The 24,173-nt window shown below is 50.4% G+C and carries 21 protein-coding genes; 5 read left to right on the top strand and 16 right to left on the bottom strand.

Annotation, left to right across the window (positions count from 1 at the left end):
* Positions 1-93: 93 nt before the first annotated feature.
* The 4 genes from VXK30_RS08275 (at position 94) to VXK30_RS08260 (ending at position 2,200) form a co-directional block, all read left to right on the top strand.
* Positions 94-486: a hypothetical protein gene (locus tag VXK30_RS08275; protein WP_275715606.1), complete on the top strand. Its 393-nt coding sequence runs from the start codon at positions 94-96 to the stop codon at positions 484-486.
* A gap of 2 nt (positions 487-488) precedes the next feature.
* The gene (locus VXK30_RS08270; protein WP_275715604.1) at positions 489-764 is read left to right on the top strand and encodes a hypothetical protein; all 276 of its coding nucleotides are present in this window, start codon (positions 489-491) and stop codon (positions 762-764) included.
* A 75-nt stretch (positions 765-839) separates the two neighbouring features.
* Positions 840-1,517, top strand: a complete 678-nt coding sequence (locus tag VXK30_RS08265; RefSeq protein WP_275715602.1) for a metallophosphoesterase family protein — start codon at positions 840-842, stop codon at positions 1,515-1,517.
* A 26-nt stretch (positions 1,518-1,543) separates the two neighbouring features.
* Positions 1,544-2,200 carry a metallophosphoesterase gene (locus tag VXK30_RS08260; RefSeq protein ID WP_275715600.1) on the top strand — a complete coding sequence of 219 codons (657 nt, stop codon included), beginning with the start codon at positions 1,544-1,546 and terminating at the stop codon, positions 2,198-2,200.
* Between the two features lie 95 nt (positions 2,201-2,295).
* Here VXK30_RS08260 and guaA read toward each other — a convergent pair whose 3' ends face one another.
* From guaA to glnA, 12 genes are all read right to left on the bottom strand, one after another.
* Entirely contained in the window at positions 2,296-3,831 is a 1,536-nt protein-coding gene (gene guaA, locus VXK30_RS08255) for a glutamine-hydrolyzing GMP synthase (RefSeq protein WP_275715961.1), read from the bottom strand.
* Positions 3,832-3,897: 66 nt separating this feature from the next.
* Complete coding sequence (glmS, locus tag VXK30_RS08250; RefSeq protein WP_275715597.1) at positions 3,898-5,724, bottom strand: glutamine--fructose-6-phosphate transaminase (isomerizing); 1,827 nt, start codon at positions 5,722-5,724, stop codon at positions 3,898-3,900.
* Between the two features lie 89 nt (positions 5,725-5,813).
* The gene (locus VXK30_RS08245) at positions 5,814-7,091 is read right to left on the bottom strand and encodes an adenylosuccinate synthase (protein WP_275715596.1); all 1,278 of its coding nucleotides are present in this window, start codon (positions 7,089-7,091) and stop codon (positions 5,814-5,816) included.
* 157 nt (positions 7,092-7,248) lie between these two features.
* Positions 7,249-8,679, bottom strand: coding sequence for an adenylosuccinate lyase (gene purB / locus VXK30_RS08240; RefSeq protein WP_275715594.1), 1,431 nt, complete (start codon positions 8,677-8,679; stop codon positions 7,249-7,251).
* Positions 8,680-8,704: 25 nt separating this feature from the next.
* Entirely contained in the window at positions 8,705-10,138 is a 1,434-nt protein-coding gene (purF, locus tag VXK30_RS08235) for an amidophosphoribosyltransferase (protein ID WP_442868004.1), read from the bottom strand.
* A 35-nt stretch (positions 10,139-10,173) separates the two neighbouring features.
* Positions 10,174-10,878, bottom strand: coding sequence for a phosphoribosylaminoimidazolesuccinocarboxamide synthase (gene purC / locus VXK30_RS08230; RefSeq protein ID WP_275715959.1), 705 nt, complete (start codon positions 10,876-10,878; stop codon positions 10,174-10,176).
* 79 nt (positions 10,879-10,957) lie between these two features.
* Positions 10,958-14,173 carry a carbamoyl-phosphate synthase large subunit gene (gene carB, locus VXK30_RS08225; RefSeq protein WP_275715590.1) on the bottom strand — a complete coding sequence of 1,072 codons (3,216 nt, stop codon included), beginning with the start codon at positions 14,171-14,173 and terminating at the stop codon, positions 10,958-10,960.
* On the bottom strand, positions 14,170-15,246 hold the full coding sequence (locus VXK30_RS08220; protein WP_275715588.1) for a carbamoyl phosphate synthase small subunit: 1,077 nt from the start codon (positions 15,244-15,246) through the stop codon (positions 14,170-14,172). The genes carB and VXK30_RS08220 overlap by 4 nt, the downstream gene beginning before the upstream one ends.
* 63 nt (positions 15,247-15,309) lie before the next feature.
* Positions 15,310-16,530: an LL-diaminopimelate aminotransferase gene (locus VXK30_RS08215; RefSeq protein ID WP_275715586.1), complete on the bottom strand. Its 1,221-nt coding sequence runs from the start codon at positions 16,528-16,530 to the stop codon at positions 15,310-15,312.
* A 42-nt stretch (positions 16,531-16,572) separates the two neighbouring features.
* Positions 16,573-17,406, bottom strand: a complete 834-nt coding sequence (gene dapF / locus VXK30_RS08210) for a diaminopimelate epimerase (RefSeq protein WP_275715957.1) — start codon at positions 17,404-17,406, stop codon at positions 16,573-16,575.
* 14 nt (positions 17,407-17,420) lie between these two features.
* A complete protein-coding gene (locus VXK30_RS08205) occupies positions 17,421-17,963 on the bottom strand; it encodes an ANTAR domain-containing response regulator (protein WP_275715584.1) in 543 nt (180 codons plus the stop codon).
* Between the two features lie 46 nt (positions 17,964-18,009).
* The gene (gene glnA / locus VXK30_RS08200; RefSeq protein ID WP_275715582.1) at positions 18,010-19,341 is read right to left on the bottom strand and encodes a type I glutamate--ammonia ligase; all 1,332 of its coding nucleotides are present in this window, start codon (positions 19,339-19,341) and stop codon (positions 18,010-18,012) included.
* A 345-nt stretch (positions 19,342-19,686) separates the two neighbouring features.
* Here glnA and gdhA point away from each other — a divergent pair, with 345 nt between their 5' ends.
* On the top strand, positions 19,687-21,018 hold the full coding sequence (gene gdhA, locus VXK30_RS08195) for an NADP-specific glutamate dehydrogenase (protein ID WP_275715580.1): 1,332 nt from the start codon (positions 19,687-19,689) through the stop codon (positions 21,016-21,018).
* Between the two features lie 131 nt (positions 21,019-21,149).
* Here gdhA and VXK30_RS08190 read toward each other — a convergent pair whose 3' ends face one another.
* The 4 genes from VXK30_RS08190 to VXK30_RS08175 all read right to left on the bottom strand — a co-directional run bounded on the left by VXK30_RS08190 (position 21,150) and on the right by VXK30_RS08175 (position 24,140).
* The gene (locus tag VXK30_RS08190) at positions 21,150-22,052 is read right to left on the bottom strand and encodes an IS3 family transposase (RefSeq protein WP_329493117.1); all 903 of its coding nucleotides are present in this window, start codon (positions 22,050-22,052) and stop codon (positions 21,150-21,152) included.
* Positions 22,049-22,729: a helix-turn-helix domain-containing protein gene (locus VXK30_RS08185; RefSeq protein ID WP_329493119.1), complete on the bottom strand. Its 681-nt coding sequence runs from the start codon at positions 22,727-22,729 to the stop codon at positions 22,049-22,051. Before VXK30_RS08185 ends, VXK30_RS08190 begins: the two co-directional genes overlap by 4 nt.
* A 128-nt stretch (positions 22,730-22,857) precedes the next feature.
* Positions 22,858-23,337 (bottom strand): 23S rRNA (pseudouridine(1915)-N(3))-methyltransferase RlmH, encoded by a 480-nt coding sequence (rlmH, locus tag VXK30_RS08180; RefSeq protein WP_275717833.1) that lies wholly within the window; start codon positions 23,335-23,337, stop codon positions 22,858-22,860.
* A gap of 8 nt (positions 23,338-23,345) precedes the next feature.
* The gene (locus tag VXK30_RS08175; protein ID WP_275717832.1) at positions 23,346-24,140 is read right to left on the bottom strand and encodes an MBL fold metallo-hydrolase; all 795 of its coding nucleotides are present in this window, start codon (positions 24,138-24,140) and stop codon (positions 23,346-23,348) included.
* Positions 24,141-24,173 lie beyond the last annotated feature (33 nt).

Genomic DNA, 24,173 nt, shown 5'->3' with positions numbered 1-24,173 from the left:
CAATCAATTTACCAAACATTTGACTTGACAAAATCAATTATATCAGTTAAAATGATTACGTAATCAAAAATAATACATTATGAAGGCGGAGTTATGAGAGTACAAATGCGGTTAAGCCAGGAAAGTGAATTTATCTTGAGAAAAGAAAAAGAAAATTATAAAGAAAAGGAAGATGTTTCAGCTACTTATGGCTGGTTAGTAAACAAAATCACCAAAGATGTATTTTCGAAGGATATAAATAAGATTGATTGGAAATCAGTAAAATCTTATCAATTAAAACTAGTTGATGAACCCCAGGTCAACGACTGCGAATATAATACAACATTAAATTTAGAAAAATCTGTTTTAGAAAACATTAATACCCTGCAAATAATGTTCAAAGATGTTTTCAATGCCGCTAGGATTCATAAGGCTTTTGTAGTCAGAATGCTTTTAAAAGCAAACTTTCTAATAAATCAAAACACTAATATTTTTAAGGAGAAGTAAATATGAAAATTCTAACAAACCGACTATCTTTTTATGAACTGATAGAGCGGCAACATTTAAGACTACCAACAAGTCTTTGTGATGCACGTAAAGTGCAGAAAGCCAGTTGTAAGCCATCATCATTTTGGGGAGAATTTGATTTTACAGACTCGGACGAAAGAAAATTACGGAAACATTTGGAAAGTCTTTATGACGGTAGAATCAATACTCCCTTTGTTTCAAATTTTGCATTGCGTTTTCTAAGGATAGCCCAAACTAACAGTACATTAGAGGAATAGACTGCAATAAATGGGAAGTTCATATCGGATCAGTTCGCAAAGCGTTTATCGGAAAAACAAAAAAAGAGGGATCGTATGATTTACTTAACTGGCGATATTCATAGTAACTTAGGGGTAGACAGGCTTACACGTTTTTTTGAGAATAAAAGAATAACTAAGGAAGATTTCGTTATTATTCTGGGAGATGTGGGTGTGTGCTGGGACGGTGGAAAAAAAGACACATTGCTTAAACAAACCCTTCATGAACTTCCACTAACAACGCTCTTTATTGACGGCAACCATGAAAACTTTGAACTATTAAATGATTATCCTGTATCTTACTGGAATGGCGGACAAGTGCATGAAATTGAACCAGATATTATTCATCTGATGAGAGGCCAAGTATTTGAAATTGAGAAAAAAACATTCTTCACCATGGGGGGAGTTGCCTCAACAGATAAAATGTATCGAACAGAAGGAATTAGCTGGCGGGCAGAAGAATTACCCTCGGAAGAAGAATATGAACAAGGATTAAAGGCATTGAACAGGAATGGCAATAAGGTGGACTACATTTTAACACATACTGCCCCATACGAAGTAATAAGCGCAATGGAGATGGAAATATTTGAGGAAGAAGATGTTCTTCGACAATATCTCCAGACTATTTCTGATGAAACTGAATTTAAGCATTGGTACTTTGGTCATTTTCATGAGGATTTGGATATAGAAGAAATCTATCACTGCTTAATGGACAGAGTTATCAGTTTACGGTAATTTAAGTTAAAAGGAAGAGGATTGGTATGGCTGTTCTTTTTTCCTTGAGTGACCCACACGGTGAAATAGAAACCTTTAAAAAGATGTTGAAAATAGTTGATTTACAAGACAAGGAAAATAAGCTTGTGCTTTTGGGTGATTACATAGACCATAAGCAGAAGAAATTTGAATTACTTTACTTTATTAAAAATCTGCAAGAGCAGTATAATGATCAAATAATTATTTTGGCAGGAAACCACGAATTCTTTTTATTGGAAGATATTGAAAACAAAACCATCTTTTTTGATGATGATTCAATGATAAACTGGCTGAAAGACTTGCCATATTATTATGAAACTGATACGCAGATATATGTTCACGCTGGTATAGATGAAGAAGCAGGTGAATTCTGGAAATGGGGTTCAGAGGACTATTATTTTTGTTCCAAATATCCTTATACTATCGGCAAGTTTGAAAAGGATATCATAGCAGGACATATCGGCACTTCTACAATAACAGGGAATGAAAACTATCACAAAGTATTTTGGGATAAACAAAGCCATTTTTATATTGACGGAACGACAGAATTGAGCAAAATTCTTCCTCTTTTAAAATACGATACCAACAAAAAAAGGTATTCATCATTTGAAAAGATCACAGATGAAAACGACACTGATTCTTGGGTTGAATACACCATAAAGTAATTGCAGTAATTTACGTTAGTTGCAAAATGGTTGTTTAATAAAGGGAACCCCCCTCAAAAGTCTTGTCAAATAAGGCTTTTGAGAGGGATTAAACTCTACTCCCACTCAATTGTGGCGGGAGGTTTGCTGGTAATGTCGTAGACAATGCGGTTGACGTGTTTGACCTCGTTCACGATACGGTTGGAAATTTTGTCAAGCAGGTCGTAAGGGATTCTGGCCCAGTCAGCGGTCATAAAGTCGGAGGTCGTTACGCCGCGCAGCGCAATGGTATAGTCGTACGTTCTGCCGTCGCCCATAACGCCGACGCTCTTGATGCCGGTCAACACGGCAAAGTATTGATTGATGCTCCTGTCAAGGCCCGCACCGGCAATTTCCTCTCGGAAGATTGCATCCGCATCCTTCAGGATATCCAGCTTCTCGGAAATGATTTCGCCCATAATGCGGATGGCGAGCCCCGGTCCCGGGAACGGCTGTCTCCAGACCAGGGGGCCCGGAATACCGAGTTCCAGACCGACCTTGCGGACCTCATCCTTAAACAAATTTCTGAGAGGTTCAATCAGACCTTTAAAATCAACGTCATCCGGCAGTCCGCCGACATTGTGGTGGCTCTTGATGACCGCCGCATCCCCTGCCCCGCTTTCCACAACGTCCGGATAAATCGTGCCCTGGCACAGATAGTCCACATGGCCGATCTTTCTGGACTCTTCTTCGAAAACGCGGATAAACTCTTCGCCTATGATTTTCCGCTTGCGCTCAGGTTCGGAAATACCGTTCAGCTTTGACAAAAAGCGTTCCTGTGCGTTTACGCGGATCAGATTCATATCGAACTGCTTACGGAAAACATTTTCTACGTTGTCGCCTTCGTTCTTACGCAGAAAACCGTGATCCACAAAAATGCAGGTAAGATTTTTGCCCACCGCTTTATGAACCAGCAGGGCCGCAACAGAGGAATCCACTCCGCCGGAAAGCGCGCAGATCACTTTTTTTTCGCCCACGGTCTCTTTAATCTGCTGAATGGTCGCCGCCGCAAAAGAGGACATCTTCCAGTCTCCGGCACAGACGCAGATCTTATAAAGGAAGTTCCTCAGAATTTCCTTGCCATGCACGGTGTGCTCCACCTCGGGGTGAAACTGCAGGGCATACAGACGTTTCCCCTCGTTTTCCATGGCCGCGGTCGGGCAGTTTCCGCTTGTGGCAGTCACCCGGAACCCGTTGGGAACTTCCGCGATATAAATGGTGTGGCTCATCCAGCAGATCGACTGCTTTTCCAGACCGGAAAGCAGCGCGCTGGCCGGATCGAAATCCACGGTTGTTTTTCCGTATTCGCGCACTTTGCTGCTTTCCACCCTGCCGCCGAGCAGATAGGCCATCAGCTGCGCACCATAGCAGATTCCAAGCACGGGAATCCCCAGTTCAAATATCCCGGGGTCACATTTAGGGGCATTCTCATCATATACCGTGTCAGGCCCGCCGCTGAAAATAATTCCCTTGTATCCTGCCGTCCCGATCTGTTCGGCAGTGGTCTTATAGGATTTAATCTCACAGTATACGTTTAAATCCCGGACCCGGCGAGCAATCAGCTGGCTGTATTGCCCGCCAAAGTCGAGTATTAAAATTGCTTCGTTCTGCATCATATGTTCGTGCACTTCCATTCTTTGAACTGTCGCCGGATTTCACAAAAGCAACAGAGTAATCTTTTATTCAACAGTCACCGATTTTGCAAGATTGCGGGGTTTATCAATATCGCAGCCCTTCATCGACGCAACATAATACGCGAAAAGCTGAAGAGGAACGACCGCCAGAGACGGCAGCATCATCTCACACATCTCGGGAATGTACAGCGTATGGTCGGCTTCCTGCTCGATCTTTGTATTGTTTTCGGTGGTCAGGCCAAGCACAACGGCGCCGCGCGCCTTGACCTCTTTCACATTGCTCATCATTTTATCGAAAAGCACCTTCTGAGTAGCCAGCGCCACCACCAGCGTACCGTCTTCCACAAGGGAAATGGTGCCGTGCTTCAATTCGCCGGCCGCGTATGCATCGGAGTGGATGTAGGAAATCTCCTTCAGCTTGAGAGAGCCTTCCAGAGACATCGCATAGTCCAGGTTCCTGCCGATGAAAAACACGTCCCTTACATTAAAGAACTGCGACGCAAGGAATTGGATATGTTCTTTGTTGTTGAGAATCTCGGCAATTTTATCGGGAAGCTCCTGAAGCTGGGAAACGTAATAAGCATAATCCTCTTCGGAGAGGTTCCCGAGCTTATCGGCAAAATAAATCGCCAGCAGATAAATGACCGCAAGCTGGGTGCTGTAAGCCTTTGTCGTCGCCACGGCGATTTCAGGACCGGCCCATGTGTACAGCACGTCGTCGGAATCGTTGGCAATGGAGCTGCCGACCACATTGACGATAGAAAGCGTTCTTGCGCCGAGCTTCTTTGCCTCGCGCAGCGCCGCCAGCGTATCTGCCGTTTCTCCGGACTGGCTGATGACAAGCACCAGAACCTTATCGTCGATAATGGGATGGCGGTACCGGAATTCGGACGCAACATCCACCTCCACAGGGATGCGCGCAAATCTTTCCAGAATATATTTCGCGATCATCCCCACATGGTAAGCGGAGCCGCAGGCCAGAATAAAGATCTTTGAAAAGCTCTTCAGCTGTTCCGCCGTTAGGGTAATATTGTCCAGAACAATTTTCCCGTCCTGAATTCTGGGAGAAATCGTGTCTCTCACCGCTTTGGGCTGCTCCATAATTTCCTTGGCCATAAAATGCTGATAACCGCCCTTTTCGGCAGCGGAAATATCCCAGTCAATATGGCAGGGCTCCTTCGGAACAATTTCCTTATCCGTATTATATATCATTACGGATTCTTTCTGAAGCACGGCGATTTCGTTATCGTTCAGACGGTAAATATCCCTTGTTTTGCTTAAGATAGCGGGGATATCGGAAGCAATAAAGTTCTCGCCCCTGCCAAGGCCGACGATCAGCGGGCTGTCTTTTCTGACGGCGACAATCTGGTCGGGGTTATCCTCACAGATGATGCCGAGGGCATAAGAACCCTCCACCTTATTGATGACGCGGATCACGGCGTCCAGAATATCCCCTTTGTAGTAGTATTCCAGAAGCTGAGCAACCACCTCCGTATCCGTTTCCGATACGAAATTGATCCCTTTTTTGATGAGCAAATCCTTCAACGAGAGATAGTTTTCAATAATTCCATTGTGAACAACGGCAAATTTGCCGGAGTCACTGACCTGGGGATGAGAATTGATATCCGACGGTTTGCCATGTGTCGCCCACCTGGTATGGCCGATTCCCACAGTACCGAGGACGTCTTTTCCCCCGTTGATCATGTCGCTTAATACCTTCAGCCTTCCCTTCGCCTTCATAACGTGGAGGGAAGTTCCGTCGTAAACGGCGATTCCGGCCGAATCATAGCCCCGGTATTCCAGTTTTTCCAGTCCGCTCAGCAAGAAAGGAGCAGCCTGGTCGTCTCCGATGTAACCAACGATTCCACACATAGTATCACACTTTCTCCGGTAGAATTTAATCTGAAAATAACGAGTGCCAACACTACCACCGGAAATGTTGGCGCTCCATTGCAGGAACCTTATCTGTAAATAATATCTTCACGCGCAGGGCCGTTGGAAACAATCTTAATCGGGACTCCGATCGCCTTCTCGGCGAATTCGATATACCGGCGTGTATTTTCCGGAAGATCCTCATAGTTTCGGATCCCGCGGATATCGCATTTCCAGCCGGGCAAAGTCTCAATAATCGGCTTGCAGTGTTTCAGCCGCACGGTCGGCGGGAAAGAATCGATCCGTTTGCCGTTCAACTCATAGGCTACGCAGACCGGAATTTCATCCAGATACCCCAGTACATCCAGAACGGTCAGCGCAACGCAGGTAGCGCCCTGCACCTGACAGCCGTACCGGGAAGCGACCAGATCCAGCCAGCCCATTCTGCGCGGACGCCCGGTCGTGGCGCCGAATTCGCCGCCGTCGCCGCCCCTGCGGCGAAGCTCGTCGGCCTGTTCCCCGAAAATTTCGCTGACAAATTCCCCTGCGCCGACGGCGCTTGAGTAGGCTTTTACGACCGCAATAATTTCCCTGATTTCATAAGGGGGAAGGCCCGCTCCGATGGTGCCGTATCCGGCCAGCGTCGAAGACGAAGTAACCATGGGATAAATCCCGTGGTCGGGGTCCTTCAAAGCGCCGAGCTGTCCTTCCAGCAGGATGTTTTTTCCTTCCTGAACCGCTTTGTGCAGAATGGAAAACGTATCAGCGACATAAGGCTCCAACAGCTTTTTATATTCCATCAGCTGATTGTAAATCTCATCAGCCGTCAGTTTGGGCTGGTGATACAGATGCTCATACAGCACGTTTTTCAACGTAATGACCCGGTCGATCTTCTCCCTTAAAGAGCTCTCGTCGTCGTAAAGCTCGCTGATCTGGAAGCCGATCTTCGCGAACTTGTCGGAATAAAAGGGAGCGATTCCCGACTTTGTCGACCCAAAGGAATGGGAAGAAAGACGCGCTTCCTCAAACGTGTCGAGTTGAATATGGTATGGCATGACCAGCTGTGCGCGGTCAGAAATAACGATGTTCGGTTTCGGAACGCCGCGCTCCTGAAGCGCCTTCAATTCCTTGACGAAATTCTCCACGCTGAGCGCAACGCCATTGCCGATGATATTCGTGATATGGCTGTAAAAAACACCGGATGGCAGCTGATGAAGGGCAAATTTGCCATAATTGTTTATAATGGTGTGGCCGGCATTGCTGCCGCCCTGAAACCGAATGACAATGTCGGACTGAGCTGCTTCGACGTCGGTGATTTTACCCTTGCCTTCGTCTCCCCAGTTTGCGCCAACAATTGCTTTAATCATATGCATTCACTCCGCCGTGCCGCTACGGAATTTGCTGAAAAACTGCCCTGCGGCCGAATTTAGGCAGTATGGAAACAACTCAATTATAATATCACACTTATTCTGAAAAGCAAAGCAGAATCAACAATAAAAAATAATTCTTATTTTGCTGTATCAGTTACAAATTTATTTCCGTTTTTTCATCGGGAACAAATTCGTAAGGCGCAATCGCCCTGCCGACTACCTCGGAAATGAACTCCTCCGTCTGCTGCGGCGCCCTGCCCACATACTTTTCCGGCTTGACAATCGCGTAAAGCTCCTCAAGCGTCACACCGAAGATCGGGTCGGCAGCAATGCGGGAAAGCAGGTCGTTTTCTCCGCCCTCTTCCTTGACCACCTTGGAAGCGGCCATGGAATGCACCCGGATCCTCTCGTGAAGCTGCTGGCGGTCCGCGCCGCGCTTGACGGCATCCATCATGATGTTTTCCGTCGCCATAAACGGCAGCTCCCTTAAAAGGTGCTGCTCGATTACCTTCGGGTAAACAACCAGCCCGTCGGCGACGTTCGCGTACAGGTTCAAAATACCGTCCACGGCGAGGAACGCCTCCGGGACGCTGATGCGCTTATTCGCGGAATCGTCCAGCGTACGCTCAAACCACTGCGTCGCCTCCGTGATAGCAGGGTTGAGGCTGTCGACCATGACATATCTGGAAAGGGAAGCGATTCGCTCGCTGCGCATCGGATTGCGCTTATAGGCCATCGCCGAGGAACCGATCTGGTTTTTCTCGAATGGCTCTTCCACTTCCTTTAGGTGCTGCAAAAGGCGGATATCATTGGAGAATTTCGCCGCGCTCTGCGCGATCCCGCTCAGGGCGGAAAGCATCTGGCTGTCCAGCTTGCGCGAATACGTCTGGCCGGATACCGCAAAGCAGGAAGTGTAGCCCATCTTTTCGGCAATGAGTTCGTCCAGCTTTTTCACTTTTTCGTGGTCGCCGTCAAACAGCTCCAAAAAACTGGCCTGTGTGCCGGTTGTGCCTTTGGAGCCCAGAAGCTTTGCCTTGGAAAGCTGATACTCCACATCCTCCAAATCCATCAGCAGGTCCTGAATCCAGAGCGTGGCCCGTTTGCCGACGGTGGTAGGCTGGGCCGGCTGGAAATGGGTAAACGCCAGCGTGGGTAGGTCCTTATATTGCACGGCAAATTTGGAAAGCACGCGGATTACGCCGACCAGCTTATTCCTTACCAGCCGCAGAGCCTCCGTCATGATAATAATGTCCGTGTTGTCGCCCACATAGCAGGACGTCGCGCCAAGATGGATAATCGGCATGGCCTTAGGACACTGCTGCCCAAAGGCATAGACGTGCGACATCACGTCGTGGCGCACCACCCTCTCTCTCGCTTCGGCGACCTCATAATTGATGTCGTCCTGGAACCGGATCATTTCATCAATCTGTTCCTGCGTGATGTTCAGCCCGAGTTCTTTTTCAGCCTGCGCCAGCGCAATCCACAGCCTGCGCCATGTCCTGAATTTCTTATCCGGTGAAAACAAATATTTCATTTCGTCGTCCGCATAGCGCGACGAAAGCGGTGATTCATAAGTATTTTTCAATGATATGATCCTCCAAACAGGAATTTTACAGCCGTTTGATCGGTGTGCAGTAGTCATAATTCTTATTTGCAATCAGATAATCCGGCACGGACGCGGGATATTTTCCGGAGAAGCACGCGTCGCAGAAACCGCTGCACCCTCCCATCATTTTCGGCAGATTGTCAAGACGCAGAAAATCGATGGAATCCGCGAAGCTCATCTTCCCGATTTCCTCAATGCTGTGCTGACAGGCAATCAGATCGTCCTTGGACGGAATGTCCGTTCCGTAATAGCACGGCCATAAAAAAGGCGGAGAACTGATCCTGAGATGGACCTCCGTCGCCCCGGCGTCCTTCAGCATGGTGACGATGCGAGCGCTGGTTGTTCCGCGTACAATGGAATCGTCCAGCATAACCACCCGTTTCCCTTTTACGCAGGAGGAAAGCGCGTTCAGCTTGATCCGTACGCTGCGCACCCGCTCGGACTGGCTTGGCTTGATAAACGTCCGCCCGATATAGCTGTTCTTTACAATCCCCTTCTGATAGGGGATACCAGATTCCTCGCTGTAACCGATCGCGGCGTCAATTCCGGATTCCGGCACGCCTATTACGATATCCGCTTCGACCGGCTTTTGCCTTGCAAGCAGGCGCCCGGCTTCCTTTCTTGCCTCATAAACGCTTTTCCCGTCAATGTAGCTGTCCGTTCTCGCAAAATAAATATACTCAAAAACACAGAGCGATTTTTCCACGCTTACAGGGTCCTTGATGGAACGCAGACCGTTGCTGTCCACAACAACGATTTCCCCCGGTTCCACGTCGCGTACATACTCCGCCCCGCACGCGTCCAGCGCGCAGGTTTCGGACGCAAAGACATAGGAATTGTCAAGCCTGCCAATGCAAAGCGGCCGGAAGCCGTGCGGGTCGCGCGCGGCAATCAGCTTCTGCGGGCTCATGACCACGAGGGAATACGAGCCCTGAATTTTCGGAAGCGCGCGGTGGACGGCTTCCTCAATCGAAGGAGCGTCCACGCGCTCCCGCGCAATGATATAGGCGATGACTTCGGTATCGATCGTCGTCTGGAAAATACATCCCCTGTGTTCCAGCTCATGGCGAAGCTCATAGGCGTTCGTCAGATTCCCGTTATGGGCAATCGCGAGGGTTCCCTTGATATACCGCATGACAAGGGGCTGGGCGTTTTCGCGCACGCTGCCGCCCGCAGTGGAATAGCGGACATGGCCGACCGCCATCTGGCCGACAAGATCGTCAAGGATTTTATCGTTGAACGCTTCGGTGACAAGGCCCATGTCCTTCGAGTAGGAAATCACCCCGCGGTCGCAGACGGCAATTCCGCAGCTTTCCTGCCCCCTGTGCTGCAAAGCGAGAAGCCCGTTGTAAGCAGCGTAGGCGGGCGCCGTCCCGCCGTCGGAATAGATTCCGAAAACGCCGCATTCTTCGTGCGGTTTGGAAAGATCGTAATCCATCACAGAGCTGTTCAAATACTCACCATCCCTATACATTATAAGCCGATGCGCTTCATTACCTCGGCGTAAGCCTCTTCCACTCCGCCCAAATCTCTGCGGAAGCGGTCCTTGTCAAGTTTTTCGTGGGTGTTGACATCCCAGAAGCGGCAGGTATCCGGGGAAATTTCATCCGCAAGGATAATCCCGTCGGCGCAGCGGCCGAATTCCAGTTTGAAGTCAATCAGCTCGATGTTGACAGAGAGGAAAAACTCTTTCAGAATTTCGTTGATCTTCAGCGACATGGCGCTGATCTGATCGATTTCTTCCTTTGTGGCGAAATCGGCGGCGAGAATGTGATATTCGTTGACCATCGGGTCTCCCAGTTCATCATTCTTATAGCAGAATTCCAGCACGGTGCTCTTCATCGGGGTGCCTTCCTCCAGGCCGAGCCTTTTTGCGAGGCTGCCGGCCGCTTTATTGCGGACAATTACCTCAAGAGGGACGATTTTGACCTTCTTTACAAGTGTTTCCCGGTCACTCAATTCTTTGACAAAATGCGTTTTGATACCGTGTTTTTCCAGCAGCTGGAACAAATAATTGGACATTTTGTTGTTGACAACGCCTTTGCCGACGATTGTCCCCTTTTTCTGTCCGTTAAAGGCGGTTGCGTCGTCCTTGTAATCGACGATGCAGTAGTCCTTATCATCCGTTGCATAAACCTTTTTTGCCTTGCCCTCATAAAGAAGTTCACATTTTTTCATCATTATTTTCCTCCTATAACTCATTTATATCCATGATCTGAATACGCGGATTTTTCTTATCCATTGTTGAATGGAGCTGTCAGATAAAGTTCAGGAACTTGGAAACCTTCGTGATATCAATCACGGAAAGCTGGGTGGTTTCCACGTGCTGGGCGCAGGTCAGGAACGCATTGGCCGTATCCAGCGAAGTCAGGCAGGGAATACCGGATTCCACCGCGTTTCTGCGAATTTTATAGCCGTCCCTGTTGTGCACCACCCCGCGGGACGGAGTATTAATGACTAAATCGATTTTGCCCGAGGTAATATGGTCGAGGATATCCGGGCTGCCCGTCCCGATCTTATTGGTGCGGATGGTCGGGATATCGTGGTCGTTCAGGAAATCGGAGGTTCCCGCCGTAGCGTAAATCGTCCAACCAAGGTCGTAAAGCCCCCTGGCAATGGGCAGGGCCTCTTCCTTATCGCTGTCTTTCAGGGTGAAAATTACCCTGCCGTTTTTAATCATGTGTACGCCGGCGCCGTAAAACGACTTGATCAGCGCCTCGTCAAAGGTACGTGCAATTCCCAGCACCTCGCCGGTGGATTTCATTTCCGGACCAAGATTGACGTCGGCCCCGTAAAGCTTTTCAAAGGAGAAAACCGGCATTTTGATGGCGATCAGGTCTTTTTCCTTCTGCAGTCCGTAGTGGTAGCCCATGTCCGGCAGGGTCTTGCCAAAGAAGGTGCCGACAGCCAGCGGTACGATCGGGATCCCCGTTACCTTACTGATATAGGGCACGGTCCTGGAGGAACGCGGGTTTGCCTCGATGACATACACTTCCTGATCCTTGACGATAAACTGAATATTCAGCAGTCCCTTGACCTTCAGCGCTTTCGCGAGCCGGCGGGTATACTCCACAATCAGCTCCTGCATATCCTTCGGTACGCCGATGGCGGGATAAACGGAAATGCTGTCTCCGGAATGGATACCGGCGCGCTCAATATGCTGCATGACGCCCGGAATGACCGAGTCGATTCCGTCGCAGACGGCGTCGACCTCCACCTCGGTGCCCATGATGTATTTATCCACCAGAATCGGATGCTCCTGCGCAATCCGGTTGATGATGCCGATCTGCTCGACGATGTCTTCGTCGGCATACGCGATATGCATGCCCTGTCCGCCAAGCACATAGGAAGGCCGGACAAGCACCGGGTAGCCCAGCTCGTTTGCCGCCCGGATGGCTTCCTCACAGGTAAAGACCATACGGCCATCGGCACGCGGAATCTGGCATTCAAACAGGATTTTGTCAAAACGCTCCCTGTCCTCTGCTTCATCGATGCTGTCAAACGAGGTCCCAAGAATCGGAATGCCCATTTTTTCAATGGCCCCGGCCAGCTTGATGGCGGTCTGTCCGCCAAACTGCACGACGGCGCCGTCCGGTTTTTCCAGATCGACAATATGGCGCACATCCTCTTCGGTCAGCGGTTCAAAGTACAGCTTATCCGCAATGTCAAAGTCCGTGCTGACGGTTTCCGGATTGTTGTTGACGATGATGGTTTCATAGCCAAGGTCCCTCAGCGCCCAGACGCTGTGTACAGAACAGAAATCGAACTCGATCCCCTGCCCGATGCGGATGGGACCGGAACCGATAACAAGGATTTTCTTTCTGTCGCTCTGCGGTACGGATTCATTCTGGATGCCGTAGCTGGAGTAATAGTACGGCGTTTCCGCGTCGAACTCGGCCGCGCAGGTGTCGACCATCTTATAGATGGGATGGATGTCCCACTCGTCTTCCATTGCCCGGATTTCTTCTACGGTCTTGCCGCTTAACTGTGACAGGGTTTTGTCCAGGAACCCAAAGTCCTTTGCTTTCAGAAGCAGGGCCTTATCAATCGGCCGCGTGGCAAAAGCTTTTTCGACCTCGATGATCGAGAGCAGCTTGTCCAGGAACCAGAGGTCGATTTTCGTAATATCGTGAATCTTTTCCGGGGTCACGCCGCGCCTCAACGCTTCGGAAACCACCCAGAGCCGCCGGTCGTCGACGACATAAAGCCGCTGCTCCAGCTCGCTGTTCGTAAGGCTGTGGACATTGGGGTCGAGCAGGCTGAAAACATTCTGCTCCAGCGAGCGGATGGATTTCATCAAAGCCGCTTCAAAGGTCGGGGCAATCCCCATGACTTCGCCGGTCGCTTTCATCTGGGTGCCCAGGCTGCGTTTGGCGTAAACAAATTTATCAAACGGCCATCTCGGAATTTTCACCACGCAGTAGTCCAGCGTCGGCTCAAAGCACGCAAAGGTCTTTTTCGTAATGGCGTTCTGAATTTCATCCAGCGTATAGCCCAGCGCAATTTTGGAAGCCACCTTCGCGATCGGGTAGCCCGTCGCCTTGGAGGCAAGCGCGGAAGAACGGCTCACGCGGGGATTTACTTCGATCACGCAATACTCAAAGCTCTTCGGATTCAGAGCGAACTGAACGTTGCAGCCGCCTTCCACCTTCAGCTCCCGGATAATGGCAAGCGCGGCGGAACGGAGCATCTGCGTTTCCTTGTCCGCAAGCGTCTGACAGGGAGCGACGACAATGGAGTCGCCGGTATGGACGCCGACGGGGTCGAAGTTTTCCATGTTGCAGACCGTGATGCAGTTGCCGTTGCGGTCGCGCATGACTTCGTACTCGATTTCTTTCCAGCCGGAAATGCACCGCTCAATCAGCACCTGGTTCACACGGCTGCGGTGCAGGCCGAGTGTTGCGATCGAGAGCAGCTGCTCTTCGTCGGCCGCGATGCCGCCGCCGCTTCCTCCCAGTGTGTACGCGGGGCGCACAACAACGGGATAACCGATTTTCCTCGCGATTTTGACGCAGTCCTCAATATTTTCCGCAACGGCGCTCTGCGCGCAGGGCTGCTGGATGCGCTCCATGGCTTCCTTGAACAGCTCCCTGTCCTCCGCCATCCGGATGGTATCGGCGTTCGTGCCGATCATTTCCACGTTGTTTTCCTTTAAGAAGCCGGACTCCTCCAGTTCCACCGCAAGGTTCAGCGCGTTCTGGCCGCCCAGGGTCGGAAGGATACTGTCCGGATTTTCTTTGAGAATTACTTTTTTGATGGTTTCAACGGTCAGAGGCTCAATATAAACCTTATCGGCGATCTGCTTGTCCGTCATGATGGTCGCCGGGTTTGAGTTGATCAGGATGACCTCTACGCCCTCTTCGCGAAGCGCGCGGCAGGCCTGTGTGCCGGCGTAGTCGAACTCCGCGGCCTGACCGATAATGATCGGGCCGGAGCCGATGATGATTACCTTTTTGATATCTGCTCTCTTCATATCTGGCCTCCTCCTATCAGCTTGAGAAATTGATCGAAAAGAAAGCCTGTGTCAAGCGGGCCCGGAGAAGCTTCCGGATGATACTGCACAGAAAACACTTTTCCATTTTTATAGTTCAATCCCTCAATACTGCCGTCATTCATGCTGATAAAGCGGACGTCGGCTATTGAAGGATTGATCGTGTCGCCATTGACCACAAATCCGTGGTTCTGGGAAGTAATATACACCCTGTTGGTACTTAAATCCTTGACCGGGTGATTAATTCCTCTATGGCCATATTTCAATTTATAAGTATCAAATCCCTGAGAAAGCGCCATCAGCTGATGTCCCAGGCAGATCGCAAAGGTTGGGACGCCGTGAGCGTACACCCTTTTCAGTTCGGAAATAGCCTTTGTGCACTCCTTCGGGTCGCCGGGGCCGTTGGAGAGCATGATGCCGTCCGGCGAAAAAGACATCATATCCTCAAACGAGGCGTCGTACGGGAAGCATTTTACGGTACAGCCGCGCCTCACAAGCGAACGGATAATGTTGCTCTTCACCCCATAATCCGCCAGAGCGATCTTAACAGGCCCGTCGCCGTACACCTTCTGTTCCCCGCCGCTGACAAGAGGGACGCAGGATTCCAGCACAAAGGCGTCGATCTGTTTTTTCATTGCCGAGGGATCAATCTGATCTCCGTAAGCAATCATGCCGCGCATGGTGCCGCTTTCACGCAGCACCTTCGTGATGGTGCGCGTATCCACCCCCTGAATGCCGGGAACGTGGTTCTGCTTCAAAAAGGTGTTCAAATCCACGTCACAGCGGAAATTACTGGCCGCGCCGGAAACGGACCGTACAATAAAAGCCCGCAGCCACGGCTTTGTAGATTCCGTATCATCATAGCAGATGCCGTAATTTCCAATGAGAGGATAAGTCATGACAACACCCTGCCCCGCATAGGACGGGTCGGTCAGCAGCTCCGTGTAGCCGCACATGGCGCTGTTGAACACGACCTCGCAGAGGATGTCATGTTCATCGCCAAAACCTGCTCCCTCAAAGGTCATTCCATTTTCAAGCATCAGCAATGCTTTCATTTAATCACCAACCATTCTTATTATTAACATCAATCGCGATTGTTCAGACAGCAAATCGGCTCGTTACGCTTTGAAGGAACGGATGATTCTCTCCACCGCTTTTTCCGTATTTTCCTTCGTGTTAAAGGAAGTCAGGCGGAAATAGCCTTCGCCGCCCACTCCGAAGCCGGAACCCGGAGTACCGACCACGCCGGTTTTTTCAAGCAGCAGATCGAAAAATTCCCAGGAAGTAAGTCCGTCGGGCGTTTTCAGCCAGACATAGGGCGAGTTCACGCCGCCGTAGACTTCAAATCCCGCCTTTTGCAGGCCGTCCACAATGATCCTGGCATTCTTGAGATAGTAAGCGATATTTTCCCTGACCTCGCGCCGGCCTTTCTCGGAGAAAACCGCCTCTGCACCGCGCTGGACGACATAGGAAACACCGTTCATCTTTGTAGACTGGCGCCGGTCCCACAGCTTGTTCAGAGAGACTCCGCCAAACACCAGTTCCTTTGGAAGGATGGTGTACGCACAACGCGTTCCGGTAAAGCCGGCGGTCTTTGAGAAGCTTCTGAACTCGATCGCGCATTTTTTCGCGCCCTCTATTTCATAAATGCTGTGCGGCATGTCCTCTTCCGTGATAAATGCTTCGTACGCGGCGTCGTAGAGGATAACGGATTGATTCGCAAGCGCGTAATCCACCCACTTTTTCAGCTCCCCGCGGGTGATTCCCACACCGGAAGGATTGTTGGGGAAACAAAGATAGATCATATCGACGCGTTCTTTGGGCAGCTCGGGCAGAAAGCCGTTTTCTTTCCGACAGGGCATGTAAACGATCCTGCTCCATCCCCTGCCCACGCTGTACTCCCCTGCTCTTCCGGCCATCACATTGGTGTCTACGTAAACCGGGTAAACCGGGTCGCACACCGCAACCACGTTATCCACGCCGAAGATATCGCCGATGCTGCCGGTATCGCTTTTCGCGCCGTCGCTGACAAAAATCTCATCGATGTCAATCTGTACCCCGCGCTTTATAAAATCGTTTTCCGCGATCGCGGTACGAAGAAATTCATAACCGGCTTCCGGGCCGTAGCCGCGGAAGGTTTCCGCTTGGCCCATCTCCTCCGCGGCAGCCTGCATGGCCTTTACCACCGCTTTCGGCAGCGGGCGGGTAACATCCCCGATTCCCAGGCGGATAATCTCCGTTTCCGGGTGCTGTCTGGAAAATTCGTTTACCTTTTTCGCAATATCCACAAAGAGGTAGCTTGCGGGCAGTTTTATAAAGTTTTCGTTCACTTTTAACAAAATACTACATTCCCTTCCTCCATGATTTCCGGCAGACAGAAGCTAAATCTCTATCGTCCCGTCAAAGACGAATTCCGCCGGACCGCGCATCAATACCTTATCCGTCTTTTCTTCCCATTTGATATGCAAATCACCGCCCTTGAGATGGACGGTTATACTGCGGCCTGTCTTCCGGTTCGCCGCACAGGCGACCGCCACGGCGCACGCCCCGGTTCCGCACGCCCAGGTTTCCCCGGAGCCGCGTTCCCACACACGCATGTTCACTTCTTCCGGACTCAGCACCTGGACAAACTCAATGTTTGCCCTGTGCGGAAAAATTTTGTCGCACTCCAGCATCGGACCGATTTTTTCAATCTCCGCCTTGGTTACATCGTCGACAAACAGCACGCAGTGCGGATTTCCCATGGAAACGCAGGTCACCCTGTATTCCGTTTCACCGAACACAACAGGCTCGTCGATCATCCGGTCCTTGGGGTACGTCACCGGAATATTTCCGGCCTGAAAATCCGGTCCGTCCATGTCCACGGTAACGGAAACGACTTTCCCGTTCTCGACATCCAGGTAAAGCGTTTTTACGCCGCTCATGGTGTCGACCTTCAGAACGTCCTTTTTTACAATTCCGCGTTCATACACGTATTTGCCCACACAGCGGATCCCGTTGCCGCACATCATTGCCTGCGACCCGTCCGCGTTATAAATATCCATACGGCAGTCGGCTTTGTCGGACGGTTCAATTAAGATAATCCCATCCGAACCGACGCCGAAATGTCTGTCACTGAGCTTTATGGAAAGCCCGGATGGATTTTGGACTTTTTCCTCAAAACAGTTAATATAGATATAGTCGTTGCCGATGCCCTGCATCTTTGTGAATTTCAACAAAATCCACCTCCCTATAAATTCAGAATAATCATTGCGGTTTCTATCATTTTTTTGCCGGAATCCATACTTTTCTTTTGAATAAACCGGTGTGCCTGCGGTTCGGTAAAATTATTGCGTTCCATCAGAATATTTTTCGCCTGTTCAATCACCTGTTTTTCATCAAAGTTCCCGCTGGCGATCTTCTTTTTAATGGTAAGGCTGCTGTAATCGGAAATATTCAGCAGCATATTCACGGAAGAAATCAGGTCCATCCGGTTGATCGGCATGATTAAGCTGGCGCAGGAAAGCGATTCGGAAATATCCATCTGCTGGGACTTTACGATAAACAGAAAATCGTAATTGGAACCGACCGTTCTCGGAAGGTTCAGCGCCGGCATATCCATCAGCTTTACGCTGCAGACCACCACGCCTCCATGATAATGTCTGTTCGCAAAATCGATTACCTGCGAGCCGGTTGTACACACACCACTGACATTCAAACCGCCGGTACGGAGTACGGCCGCTATTTTTTTAGCGTAATCCGCGTTTGAATTCGCTACAAGAATACTGCTCATCTTTAACAACTCCGTAGAAAGGAATGTGGTGTTTACTGCAGCCCAATCAGAATTTATTCAGATACTGATCCAGTTCCCACTCCGTAACCGTAGTGGAAAAGTCGTACCACTCTCTTTCCTTCGCCTCGGTGTATTTGTTAAACACATGGTCGCCCAGGACTTTTTCGATAAAAGGGTCCGCCTTCATTTCCGAAACGGCAATGCTGAGGTCGGTCGGCAGCGCCTCTATTCCCGCAGCCGCTCTTTCCCCGATATCAAAATCATAAATGTTCGCGACAACCGCATCCGGCGGTGTCAGGTCGTTTTTGATTCCGTCCAGCCCCGCCGCGAGCAGCACCGCAAACTCGAGGTAAGGGTTGCAGGCGGGATCGGGATTGCGCAGCTCCACCCGCGTGCTTTGCCCCCTGGAGGCGGGCACACGGATCAGCGCGCTGCGGTTACTTAAGGTCCAGGCGATATTGCAGGGCGCTTCAAAGCCCGGAACCAGTCTCTTGTAGGAATTGACCAGCGGATTGGTAATGGCGCACATCCCCTTGATATGCTTTAAGATACCCGCAATAAAATTATATGCAATATGGCTCAGCCCGGTTTCGCTGTCCGGATCGTAAAAGGCATTCTTTCCGTCTTTAAACAAAGACATGTTGGTATGCATTCCGGAGCCGCAGCGCCCGTAAACCGGTTTGGGCATAAAGGTGGCGCAAAGCCCGTGAGAATCCGCACAGGACTTCACGACCATCTTAAAGGTCAGAATATTATCCGCCGCAGAAAGCGCTTCGCTGTATTTAAAATCGATCTCGTGCTGCGCAAAGGCGACTTCATGGTGCGACGCTTCGATTTCAAACCCCATCTCTTCAAGATTCAGGCAGATATCGCGGCGCGCGCTTTCGCCCAAGTCGGACGGCCCAAGATCAAAATAGCCGGCAGTATCGTGTGTGACGGTCGTGGGATGCCCGAATTCGTCCGTGTTGAACAGGAAAAATTCGCATTCGGGGCCCACGTTGAACGTGTATCCCATCTCCGCAGCTTCCTTCAGCGTCCTTTTCAGGACATAGCGGGGGTCGCCCTCAAACGGTTCTCCGTTCGGCTTATAGATATCGCAGATCAGCCGGGCGACACGGCCGTGCTGCGTGTGCCATGGAAGGATGGTAAAGGAATCCAGGTCCGGTCTGAGGTACATGTCGGACTCTTCAATCCTGACGAACCCTTCAATGGACGAGCCGTCGAACATGCACTGATTGTCAAGCGCCTTTTCAATCTGGCTGGTCGTAATGGCCACATTTTTCAAGGTACCCAGAATATCCGTAAACTGCATGCGGATAAACCGCACATTGTTTTCATCAATCATCCTGATGATGTCGTCTTTTGTATATTTACTCAAATCGATACCTCCCTGAAAATAAAAATAACAAGGGTGCTCCTTTACAGAACCTCCTTGTCTACATAATTTCAATAATAAGTATATTCTATTATATTCTGTAAGCAGTGTCAATCTTTTTCGAATTGAAAGGGACATTTCATTTTAATGCACAAATTTTCAATCGTTCCCCTTTATTTTCCGTCTTTTTGCAGAATTGATACGCTTGTCCTGCAAAATCAAGGATTTTTTTATAAATTTTAATTGTAAATGATTGTATCCGGGCTTTTGCTGTGCTAAACTGTTGAATTGAGAAGTATTATTAAGTCGAATAATACCGTTCTCAATTTTATATAGGAGGATATACCCATGTCTTATGTTAAAGAGCAACTCGCAAACGTAATCCAGCAAAATCCCAGCCAGCCCGAATTCATTCAGGCGGTAACCGAAGTTTTAACGTCCCTGACTCCGGTTATTGAGCAAAATTCCCAGTATCAGAAAGCCGGTATTCTGGAAAGGCTGACCGAGCCGGACAGACAAGTGAAGTTCCGCGTAGCCTGGGTGGACGACGCAGGCAACGTACGGGTAAACCGCGGCTACCGCGTTCAGTTTAACAATGCAATCGGACCGTATAAGGGCGGCCTTCGCTTTCATCCGTCCGTAAACATCGGTATCCTGAAATTTCTTGGATTTGAACAGATTTTCAAGAATTCTCTGACCGGCCTGCCGATCGGCGGAGGCAAAGGCGGTTCCGACTTTGACCCAAAAGGCAAATCCGACCGCGAAGTCATGGCCTTCTGCCAGAGCTTTATGACGGAGCTCTGCCGCCACATCGGACCGGACACAGACGTTCCCGCCGGCGATATCGGCGTAGGCGGCCGCGAAATCGGCTACCTGTTCGGCCAGTACAAGCGCCTCAGAAACGAATACTCCGGGATTCTGACAGGCAAGGGGCTGACCTTCGGCGGCTCCCTTGTCCGCACGGAAGCGACCGGTTTCGGCCTGCTTTACTTCACCGACGCAATGCTCCGTAAAAACGGCAAATCCATCGAAGGAAAAATCATCGATATTTCCGGTTCCGGCAATGTCGCCATTTATGCCTGCCAGAAGGCGCAGGAGCTCGGCGGAAAGGTCGTGACCATGAGCGATTCCACCGGCTGGATCTACGACGCCGAGGGAATCGATCTTAAGGCGATCAAGGAAATTAAGGAAATCAAGCGCGGACGCCTGTCCGAGTATCGGGCATATCGCCCGAATTCCGTATACCATGAAGGCAAAGGCGTTTGGAGTACTCCATGCGACATTGCGCTTCCCTGCGCCACCCAGAACGAACTGCTTCTCGACGACGCGAAAGAACTCGTGAAAAACGGCGTATTCGCCGTGGCGGAAGGCGCCAATATGCCGACCAGCATTGAAGCTACGGAATACTTCCAGGCAAACGGCGTTCTGTTTGCTCCCGGCAAGGCGTCCAACGCCGGCGGCGTCGCAACCTCCGCACTGGAAATGAGCCAGAACAGCATGCGTCTTTCCTGGAGCTTTGAGGAAGTCGATGTAAAACTGAAGAGCATTATGGAAAACATTTTCGCGAACGCCTCCGACGCCGCGGAAAGATACGGCTGCCCGAAGAATTATGTAACGGGCGCCAACATTGCGGGCTTCGTCAAGGTAGCGGATGCCATGCTTGCGCAGGGCACCATTTAATAGCAGGATTTAGAACATATTAATATAAAAAACCGCCGTCCGGAAAATGGTGTGCACCCCGTCAAGAGGACAATGAAAAAATAAAAAGATTTTTAGGACTGCTGTCCGCCGGAACCGGCGGGCAGCAATTTTTACGCAGCTTTTGCGTACTGTGCATGGAACTCCATGGGTGTCATAACAGACAATCGGCGCTGCAGTCGCCGGTAGTTGTAAAAGTAAATATACTCTGAAATGGCTTGCGTGATCTGTTTCCGGTCGGTGAATTTGCGTCCATAGTACATTTCCCGTTTGAGGATACCCCAAAAGCCTTCCATCGGCCCATTGTCAATACAGTGCGCCACTCTGGACATGCTTTGCTTCATCTTGGCGGCATGCAATTTCGAGTGAAAAGAACGGCTGGTATACTGGTACCCCCGGTCACTGTGAAATAGCGGGTGTGCGTCCGGATTAGCGGCCACGGCAGCATCCAGCGTATTGAATACCAACCTGTTGTCATTATGATCGCCTACGGCATAGGCAACGATGCGCCGGTCGTACAAGTCCAGAATAGCGCTCAGATAAACCTTGCGGATTTCCGGGCCGATGAAATACTTGAATTCCGTTACATCGGTCAACCATTTTCGGTTCGGAGCGTCCGCATAAAATTTGCGGTTCAAATAGTTTTTGGCAATGTATTCCGGCGATGCCGCACTTTTTGTGCACCCGTGCCGACGGTATTTGACGCTGGACTGAATATGAAGTGCACGGTCGATGCGGAGTACTCGCTTGTCGTTGACATGAATGCCATGATGCCTGTCCAACTCATCCCGTATTCTGCGGTATCCCATATCCGTATGCAGGCTATGGATTTTCTCGACCTCGCCTGCGATGAGTTCGTTTTCCAACTCGCGGCTGCTTTTCGGGTGCTTCAGCCATCTGTAATACGCCGAGCGCGTGATGTGCAGAAAGCCGCAGAGTTTCCAAACAGGGAATACCCGTTCCGCAGACAGCGTGCTTACCGCGCCGTAAGCCGCCGGATGCCTGATGAAGCTCAACGTCGCCTCCTCTCCAATTCCTTCACTTTTTTTAACAGAGCGTTCTCCATTTCCAGATCATAGTTTTTCCGTTCAAGCTGAGCAACCTTGTCTCTGAGTTCTTCTTCCGGCGTCCGGCTCGGAAGCGTCCCGGCCCGGTGTCCCCGCCGGTCCTCCAGCCCCGCCCTGCCCATATTTCGGTATTTCCTCGTCCAGGTGTAAACCTGCTGGTAAGAAACTCGATACTTAAGCGCTGTACCGCCGTAATCATTCCCGTTGACGATACACGCTTTTACGATCTCCATCCGTTCTTTCGCGGTTGTATCCCGGCCCTTCGTCATGCGACTCCCTCCCGTATGTATCCTGAAGTCTTCATGACAATTATATACCCTCAGCCAATCCCTGAGCTGCCGGGTATCACGGATTCCGTACTTTTCGCAGATTTCCTGAAGAGAACCTTTCCCAGCAAGATAATCCAAAACTGCCGATAGTTTCGTTTCCTTGCCGTATGCCCGGTCGTGTCCGTGGGTCAGAAACCCCGCAGGCCCTTCCGTCTTGTACCGACTGACCCAACGCGCAATCGTCTTGCAATCTACTCCCGCCTGTTTTCCTGCTTCGCTGTATCCAATTTTGCCTGACAAATACAATTCTACAATACGGATCTTTTCTTCGGCTGTTGTCTTCTTCCTATTCGGCATAATTTTACCCCCAGACTGAAGAACAGTGCTTTTTTATTTCACTGTCCTATCTGGGGGTAGCATATCAAAATTTCCGGACGGCGGTTTTTATGTGCTCATACCGTGCGGCCTGCACCGTTCAAAAGCGATTATTTGTGGTATTTGCCGTGATGGATGATTTGAAAGGCGCGGTATATCTGCTCGCAGAGCATCACACGGGCCAACTGATGAGGAAAAGTCATCGGCGACATGGAAAGACGGAAACCGGCCCTTTGTTTTACTGCCTCGCAGAGCCCAAACGAGCTTCCGATGACGAAACTGACCGTGCTGGTTCCGTTCACGGCCAGCGTGTTGATTTGATCGGAAAGCTGCCCGGAGGAAAGCTCTCTTCCTTCAATGCAAAGCGCAAACAAGGCGGAACTTCCCGCGGCGGAAAGAATGGAGTCCCCCTCTGTTTTCAGGGCGGCCCTGATCTGAGCGTCCGACGGATTGTCCGGCAGCCTGCACTCAGGCAGCTCGATGATGGAAAAGCCGCAGAATGGACGCAGCCTTTTTTCGTACTCCGCGCAGGCGTCCCTCCAATAGGCTTCCTTCAGTTTTCCGACACAGATAAGACGAACCGTAAGCATAATTCCACCTAAAAAATAATTCCCTTTCCCGTATTGTTTTCTCTCGGCGCAACGGAAAGCTGGAAATCGACGCCCTCCTTCAGCCCGGCCACGGAAAGAGAACAAAGGGCCGTTTGAAACGCAAGCTCCGGCGTGTTGTTTTCAGCGCTCAGGTGCGCCAGAATAAACCGCGTTGTTCCCTTTTGCGCCAGATTCGTAAGTTCATCCGCGCAGGCCTGATTAGAAAGGTGGCCCGTGTCGGACAAAATTCTCCGTTTCAGCGGGTACGGATATGGCCCGTTTTTCAGCATTCCAACGTCATGGTTTGATTCCAGCACCACCAGATCCGCGCCGGTCAGCTGATCGCGCACCGTGTCGGACAAAAAGCCGAGGTCGGTGGAAAAGCCGACGCTTCGACCGTCGTGGGTCTGCACACGGTATCCGACGCTTTCCGCACAGTCGTGGGAGGTACGGAAGGGCCTGATAAACATACCGGCACATTCCATTCCCTTTTCACCGATCACATCCGCCCGGAAAGTTCCGTTGGCGCACCCCATCTTTTCCAACGCATTTAAAGTGCCGGAAGAAGTGTAGACCGGAATGTGCTTCCGGGAAGCCAACACGCGCAGGCCCCGGATATGGTCGATATGTTCATGCGTGACAAAGATCGCTTTCACCGACTCGATTCCTATCCCGCAGGTTTCCAGCATATTGTTGAGCTGCTTTGCCGTTCTTCCCGCGTCGATCAGAATCCCCGCGCAGGAAGAGCCTATGTAATAACTGTTTCCGCTGCTTCCGCTGAAAAGCGGACATATTCTCGCCATAACGCTCCCCCAAATAAAGAAAAGGGAAAGACC

Source organism: Caproiciproducens sp. CPB-2 (assembly GCF_036287215.1).
Taxonomy (GTDB): Bacteria; Bacillota; Clostridia; order Oscillospirales; family Acutalibacteraceae; genus Caproiciproducens.
The sequence above is the reverse complement of the archived record's forward strand: the minus strand, read 5'-3'. Positions and strand labels throughout refer to the sequence as shown.